Origin of the sequence: Pseudomonas gingeri, from assembly GCF_013385635.1 — a bacterium.
Lineage (GTDB): Bacteria > Pseudomonadota > Gammaproteobacteria > Pseudomonadales > Pseudomonadaceae > Aquipseudomonas > Aquipseudomonas gingeri_A.
Genome location: NZ_JACAPR010000053.1, coordinates 1 through 6,947, shown reverse-complemented (window position 1 = coordinate 6,947; position 6,947 = coordinate 1). Strand labels below are relative to the sequence as shown.

7 protein-coding genes and 1 pseudogene are annotated in these 6,947 nt (G+C 56.7%); all 8 read right to left on the bottom strand.

Annotated features, from left to right (window positions below; genetic code table 11):
- Window positions 1–436 (bottom strand): annotated as a pseudogene (locus HX851_RS33380) (ImcF-related family protein); the annotation flags it as partial.
- The gene (locus HX851_RS33375; protein WP_501037621.1) at window positions 433–1,593 is read right to left on the bottom strand and encodes a KPHS_23130 family T6SS system protein; all 1,161 of its coding nucleotides are present in this window, start codon (window positions 1,591–1,593) and stop codon (window positions 433–435) included. The gene HX851_RS33375 and the pseudogene HX851_RS33380, both read right to left, overlap by 4 nt.
- Before the next feature lie 3 nt (window positions 1,594–1,596).
- Window positions 1,597–1,842, bottom strand: coding sequence for a PAAR domain-containing protein (locus HX851_RS33370; RefSeq protein WP_256262406.1), 246 nt, complete (start codon window positions 1,840–1,842; stop codon window positions 1,597–1,599).
- A 497-nt stretch (window positions 1,843–2,339) separates the two neighbouring features.
- A complete protein-coding gene (locus tag HX851_RS33365; protein WP_177108339.1) occupies window positions 2,340–2,645 on the bottom strand; it encodes a hypothetical protein in 306 nt (101 codons plus the stop codon).
- The gene (locus HX851_RS33360) at window positions 2,642–3,427 is read right to left on the bottom strand and encodes a hypothetical protein (protein ID WP_177066528.1); all 786 of its coding nucleotides are present in this window, start codon (window positions 3,425–3,427) and stop codon (window positions 2,642–2,644) included. Before HX851_RS33360 ends, HX851_RS33365 begins: the two co-directional genes overlap by 4 nt.
- Entirely contained in the window at window positions 3,424–4,197 is a 774-nt protein-coding gene (locus tag HX851_RS33355) for a hypothetical protein (protein ID WP_177066527.1), read from the bottom strand. The genes HX851_RS33360 and HX851_RS33355 overlap by 4 nt, the downstream gene beginning before the upstream one ends.
- Complete coding sequence (locus HX851_RS33350; RefSeq protein WP_177057945.1) at window positions 4,197–4,967, bottom strand: hypothetical protein; 771 nt, start codon at window positions 4,965–4,967, stop codon at window positions 4,197–4,199. Before HX851_RS33350 ends, HX851_RS33355 begins: the two co-directional genes overlap by 1 nt.
- 29 nt (window positions 4,968–4,996) lie before the next feature.
- Window positions 4,997–6,947: lipase family protein (locus tag HX851_RS33345; protein WP_256347920.1), on the bottom strand; the 1,951-nt coding region annotated here is incomplete at its 5' end.

Sequence of the window (6,947 nt, the reverse complement as noted above, 5' to 3'; positions counted from 1 at the left end):
GGCCTTGCTGCCAACGGTCTTCGGTCAGGCCTGGGGCCAGGGCTTCAATCTGCTCGGGTTCGCCGACCACCAGCAGTACGCGGACCTTGCGGCGCCAGAAAGGACCGTGGCGGTCGCGCAGGTGTTCTACCAACTCCGAGAACCGGAATTCTGGATTGTCAGGGGACACCAAAAGCACATCAGCCTGTGGGTAGACCTTGTCCACCAAACCCTGCTCGCGATGGCTTTGGCGCTTGAGATATTCCAACAGGCGCCCTGCCATGCACACCACCACAACGGTACTGATGACCAGCAGAAAGGCGAACAGCTTGTGATGACGCTCCACCAGCCCGACACTTTCCCCATGACTCCAAACCAGCCATCCCAGTGTCGCTGCCAGCGTGATAATCCACACCATCGCGCCAGCGAGGCGCCACGCGTTGCTCGAGATACTCATACAAGCGCTCCCGTATTGACGGTGCTGATCCAATGTCGCGACTCCTCTTGCGCCAACACCACCACTGGTCGTTGCTGATGCAGAGCCATTTCCACTCCAAGCGCCACCGCCAACCAGTGACCGAAGGGGCCAGGCAGTCCACACAGCCCCTCCAGAATCCATTGCTGCCGTGCCGCCAGCGAGGCCCCGCGAGCAGCTTCGGCACTCAGGATCCAAGCCATCAATGGCCGCCAACCATCGCCATCGGCCAACAGGTCAGTCGCCCGAAGGGCACTGGGTTGAGTGTTCAGAAACAGCGTCAGCTCACTCCCCAGCCTGGACGCATCCAATGGCATCGGACGCAACAAAGCACCCTTCACCGGCAGTTCCCACGCCCGAGCCAGACTGTCCGGACACAGCAACAGCCCCGCCAGTCCATCGGAATATGCCGCCTCGCCATGCACTTGCAGGACGAGAATCAATTCAAAGGCAGCACTGGCCGCCTTCAGCTTTTCCTCGATCCACTGGTACGACAAATCCCTCGCCACGGTGACCGTCGGCGACGGTGAGTGATTCGCGGTGACCGGGCTCTGCCGCCAGGCATCGTGCAACGCTGGGTAATATTCGGGATCGATATCGCTCAAAAAGGTCACCCGTAATTCCTGCCCGGCGGGTAGTGCCTGCAATACGGGCTCCAGCGCAGGGAGCAACAAATGCAGCCCGGCCAAGGCGCGTTCTTCACGTTGTGTTGGCAAGGTCGCGATACGTCGCGCCTGTCCCACGCGGGGTGCTATGCCGTCGTCACCTTGGGACAGCAGGCTGGCGCTGACCTGATCCGGCAGCAGCACACAACTGGCATGCACCACCAGGGAACGTTGTGCCCAGTTCTGCCAGGACTGTTGCGCACCTTGCGCCTCCTCCTGGAGAAACTGGAAACGTCCCAGAGCCCCACCATAGGCATAAGCACGGGCACCGAACGCCAATACCCAGATCAACAAGGGCGCGCCGGAAAATATCCAGATATTCAGCAACTGCAACTGCGGTATCGGTTCCGAGACATGCAGCAGGAACAGCAGCACACAGGCCAGTAGCGCCAGAAATGCCATCAGCGCCCAACGGCTCGGCATAAGAGGGGCCGGTGCTTGCGCCACGGACGGTGACTGACGATTCCAGCCCATGGCTCAGCCCACCGCACAATCGTCAGTGCTGGCAATCACCTGGCAACCGCACTCACTGCGACAGCCATTGACCACCAGCGCCCGACCATTTTCGGACCAGTCCGCACAGCCCTCGACAATCGGATTGACCCCATGTCCGGGAATCGGGCAACGGACCTCGTCGCCGACCAAGGCCACGGGCTTGCCCTGCACAATCATCGTGGACGAGGCCGAGATGACCTCTCCATTGTGGGTGGTTTTGTCACCCAATAAAACAAATCCTTGAGACATAAAAATCGAACTCCATTGATCATGTGTGGTGAACGAAAAATTCGTTCACAAATGTTCCTGAAACCTTGAGTCGAATAACACCCTCGCTATTTGCCAAGAGTGAACTCAATACTTTTTGAATGATGGGAGGCTCTCAGCCTCCGGCAAGGTGTTCGGAAACTCTATTCTGGCCGCGTCCGGGTAACGGGTTGGCACAGCACGGGTGAATCCGTATTGGTTCGTTGCACCTTTGTAGATTTCCCCCTCCTGAGTAAGGATCCGGTAGCGAACAAAAGGGAACACGACCTGATTCTCAGCCTCACTGAATGTTTGGTAGGTCAAGCACTGATAGGGCAACTTTGAACACCCTCCAAGAGTGCATTTCCCCACTCATCCGCCAGCACATAACGGCTATAACCGGGCATATCCGCCTCAGGAATCCGATACGGCAATAACTGCGGATCAGCCCCCTCGTGGAGAGTTGTTGCGGTCAAACATCACCACAACCCCTCCAACGCTCCGTAAGTCACATTCTCACCAAAGTAAGTGGGATTGGAGTAAACAACGCCAAAGATCACACTACTCAAACGCCACTGGCACTTGCCGCCGCCATCAATGGGCAGCTTGGCCTCGTAAAGATCGCTCTGACCCTGACTCATGGTTTCCGCTTCAAATTCCTTGGGCACTTTCACGGTCACCGTGATCTGTTCACTATCAGGAGGCGGCGCGAGGCCGCGGTCCTTGGCGCAGCCGCTCAGGCTGGCGAACAGGCCGAGTAATGCCATGGGAAGAAAAACTTTCATTGTTTGCCCTCCGTTGCGAGACGGATGGCCTGTAATTTTCGGAAGTTTGGTTTGGAACGACCGTCGGCCACAACGCTACCGTCGGGATAGGTGAAGCTTATAAAGCTACCGACTTTATGTACCTTTGTTCCCTCCGAACTGACCATGAAATCGGAATGCAGGGCGGGTTCAAAATACACCTGGCGTGCCTGTAAGGCCCGATATTTCAGATAGATAGTACCTTCACCTGCAAGGCTGATATATTTCCTATATCCACCGAGAAAAATTTCACTGAGCCAAGGGTAATAGTCCTTCTTGATCGTCAAGTCACCGCCAACTTTGAAATCAGCCCCCCCTTGTGGCGAGTTATTATTATCGAAGATCACTATAATCCCACCTCCTCCACCATACCCCACGCTTTCGCCAAAACGAGTGGGATTAGCGTAAGCGACACCGAAAGTCACATTGCTCAACCGCCACTGGCACTTGCCGCCGCCATCAATGGGCAGCTTGGCCTCGTAAAGATCGCTCTGACCCTGACCCTGACGTTGCGGTTGCGGTTGCACATCAATGCCGTGATAGCCGTCCAGCTCGATGCGCTGACCGCTGGCCCCGCGAGTGATGCGTTTACAGATCGACGAGCGGTACATCACGTTCATGGTTTCCGCTTCCAACTCCTTGGGCACTTTCACGGTCACCGTGATCTGTTCGCTATCCGGCGGCGGCGCCAAGCTGTAGTCCTTGGCACAGCCACTCAGGTTGACAAATAGGGTAAGTAAAGTCATGGGAAGAACAGGTTTCATTGTTTGCCCTCCGTTGCGAGACGGATGGCCTGTAATTTTCGGAAGTTTGGTTTGGAACGACCGTCGGCCACAACGCTACCGTCGGGATAGGTGAAGCTTATAAAGCTACCGACTTTATGTACCTTTGTTCCCTCCGAACTGACCATGAAATCGGAATGCACGATAGGTTCGAAATACACCTGCCGTGCCTGTAAGGCCCGATACATCAGGTAAATATCGCCCTCACCCGCCAAATTGATATCTTTCGTGTAGCGTCCTAAAAAAGTTTCACTAGTCCAAGGGTAATAGTCCTTCTTGATCGTCAAATCACCATCGACTTTTATGCCAGACCCACCGCGCGGCGAGTTGTTATGGTCGAACATCACCACTACACCACCTCCCGCTCCCCAAGTCACGTTCTCGCCAAAACGAGTGGGATCCGCGTAGGTCACGCCAAAGGTCACATTGCTCAAATACCACTGACACTTACCGCCCCCATCGATTGACAGCCTGGCCTCGTAGAGATCACTTTGACCCTGGCGCTGCGGTTTCATATCAATATTGTGGTAACCGTCCAACTCGATACGTTGGCCGCTGGCCCCGCGAGTGATGCGTTTACAGATGGGTGAGCGGTACATCACGTTCATGATGCGTGCCTTCAGACCCTCGGGCACTTTCACGGTCACCGTGATCTGTTCGCTATCCGGTGGCGGGGCCAGACTGTAGTCCTTGGCACAACCACTCAGGCTGACAAACAGGCCAAGTAAAGCCACGGGAAGAACAGGTTTCATTATTTGCCCTCCGCAGCGAGGCGGATGGTCTGTAACCTGAGAAAGTTAGGATGCCAGCGACCATCGGCGAAAACGCTGCCATCGGGGTAAGTGAAGGCTGTGTAATTTCCCTTTTTCTTTACCTTGGGCCCCGCTGAATAAAGAACAAAATCGGAATGCAGGACGGGTTCGAAATATACCTGTCGCGCCTGCAATGCCCGATACATCAGGTAAATATCGCCCTCACCCGCCAGGCTGACTGTTTTTTTGTATGGCCCCAAAAACTCCTCGTCGATCCAAGGGTAGTAGTCCTTCTTGATCATCAAGTCGCCGCTAACTTTGAAATCAGCCCCTCCTTGGGGCGAGTTGTTGTGGTCGAAGATCACCACAATCCCCCCCCCAGCGCCGTAAGTCACATTTTCGCCAAAGCGAGTGGGATTGGCGTAAGCGACACCAAAAGTTACATTGCTCAAACGCCACTGGCACTTTCCGCCGCCATCAATGGGCAGCTTGGCCTCATAAAGATCGCTCTGCCCCTGACGTTGCGGTTGCACATCAATACCGTGGTAGCCGTCCAGCTCGATACGTTGGCCGCTGGCCCCGCGAGTGATGCGTTTACAAATCGGCGAGCGGTACATCACATTCATGGTTTCCGCTTCCAATTCCTTCGGCACTTTCACGGTCACGGTGATCTGTTCACTGTCAGGCGGTGGCGCGAGGCTGTAGTCCTTGGCACAACCACTCAGGCTGACAAACAGGCCAAGCAGAATAATGGGCACTCTATTGAACATGGTCCTTTCCTTGTCCGCGTCGTCGCGACTCAACCGTAGGTTTTCTCGTAAAAGGCCTTAGGATCGGCCACGGCGTTGAAACGTTGCAGTGCCTCGGCACCGCCTTCGGCGTTTTCGGTCATGTGCAAGGCCTTGCCCAACTGGTATTGCAGGTCAAGGAACAGGCGATTGCGGGTCAATTGAACTTCGGGAGTGCTCGCGGCGTGCTCCTTCATCTGCCGCTCGAAGGCTTGTCGCTGTGTCTGGCGCAGCAGCAATGGATCGCGCTCGGCATTGATCGACTCCAGCAACTGGCCGTAGATATAGGGCTGGTACTTACCCATGAAGTGATTGCCGATCCCCATCAGCCCACCTGCCTTGGGGTTGCTATAAGGCGGGAAAAATGTGCGCCGGCTCTCGCTCGTCAAGGACTGGGTAAAGTCGCCCTGGGCTTGCTTGATCTTCTGGTTGTCCTCCTCGCTCAGACTGGGCACCAGGTAGAGCTTGGCTATTTCCGGCAGGCGATAGGAGATCGTGGTGTGGTAGGGCGCGCCGAGTCCGTCCTTGCCACGAAAGGTCGGGGAGTTCGACCCTTGAGATTGTCGGTGCTGGTCGGTCTTGAAAAACATGGCGATTTCGCCGTGATGACCGTAAGGATCGTCGTGCTTGAACAGTGGGCTGGTGGCCAACTGAAGCAGCGACCAGGTAAAGCCCAGGGTCGTACCCAACGGGCCATAGAGGTTGTACAGGTAGTTATCCAGTTCAGCCTCGGGCGGCACGCTGGGGATGGTGTCGGTGTCATTCACATGGCGGAAATGCTTGATCTCGCTCAGGCTCTGTATGGCCTTGAGGGTGAAGGTGCGGGGCATGCCGTAGGTGTAGAGCAGCGGATTTTTGTCCTTCAGCGCTGCCGCATGAATCAAGCCCAGGGCGCCGCCCAGGCTGTGACCACAGATAAACAGTTTCTTACCTTCAATAGCCTTAGGAATCGTCTTGCCCAAATCCTCGGCATAGATCCTTAGCGCCAGCTCGAACGCCTCGCGAAACCCCAGATGCACACGCCCCTGTGGGGTCAGATCGGGACAAGGCACCTTGGGTTCACAATTGGCCGCGACCTCCGGCTTGACCGGGCGGAAGGTCACATCCGTCGCCAGATCGGTGAAGGGAAAACCCATCTCTGTGCCCCGCCAAGCCACCAACACCTGGGAGGCGCTGATGGCATAGAACAATTGGGTATGGCCTTCCGGTGGATCGGCCTTGGTGGTGTCCAATGTCTCGACCGTTGTGTAGCGATCATTGAAAGGCACATCGGTGACCAGACAAGGCGCCGATCGACCGTTTTCCCATAGCAGTGGCGTGCGCGACAGATCCAGGCATTGTTGCTCGAAGAACTCCTCGACGGAGCCTCGTTGCTCCTCGGGAAACCTGCTGTATGCCAGGATGCTCATCAAACTCAGGTTGTGGGCATTGGCCAGGCTGTACTCGGCCTGGTGATGCAAGACCAGCGACCAGGCGCGTAACGGGCAGATTTCCAGCACATGACGGCGATCCAGTCCCTCGTCGCTGACGGTGAAACCGCTGTAGGTCGTGTCCGGAAAGTGAAAGGCCGGGGGATGATCGGGATCCACCAGGGGCGGGTCGAGGGTCGGCAACTGGTCGCATAGCTGACCGATACGCAGGTAGTGGTAACCATGACCTGCCGCGCGCGCCTGTTGTTCGATGGGCGAAAAGCCTGCGCGCTGCGGGCCGTATAGCGGGGTACGATCACCGAAGCCTGGCAGTGGGGGTTCGGCCCGCTCGGCGCGCAATCGACGGGTTTGCAGTTGCTCGGCCAGGGGGTTGGCCGCCAGTTGCAGGGTAATGGGGATCGGATGCAGGCCCTCGATACGAATCACACCCTCGGCATCGCTCTCACCCGAGCATTCAGGCGCGCAGGCTGCGCGAGTGGCGTCATTGACCGCCCGCCAAGGCAGGATCGCCAAAGGCTCACCCTGCTCATCG

Excerpts from the sequence above, each read along its gene's own strand:
- HX851_RS33375 (WP_501037621.1), bottom strand. The coding sequence starts at position 1,593 with ATGGGCTGGAATCGTCAGTCACCGTCCGTGGCGCAAGCACCGGCCCCT.
- HX851_RS33365 (WP_177108339.1), bottom strand. The coding sequence starts at position 2,645 with ATGAAAGTTTTTCTTCCCATGGCATTACTCGGCCTGTTCGCCAGCCTG.
- HX851_RS33360 (WP_177066528.1), bottom strand. The coding sequence starts at position 3,427 with ATGAAACCTGTTCTTCCCATGACTTTACTTACCCTATTTGTCAACCTG.
- HX851_RS33355 (WP_177066527.1), bottom strand. The coding sequence starts at position 4,197 with ATGAAACCTGTTCTTCCCGTGGCTTTACTTGGCCTGTTTGTCAGCCTG.
- HX851_RS33350 (WP_177057945.1), bottom strand. The coding sequence starts at position 4,967 with ATGTTCAATAGAGTGCCCATTATTCTGCTTGGCCTGTTTGTCAGCCTG.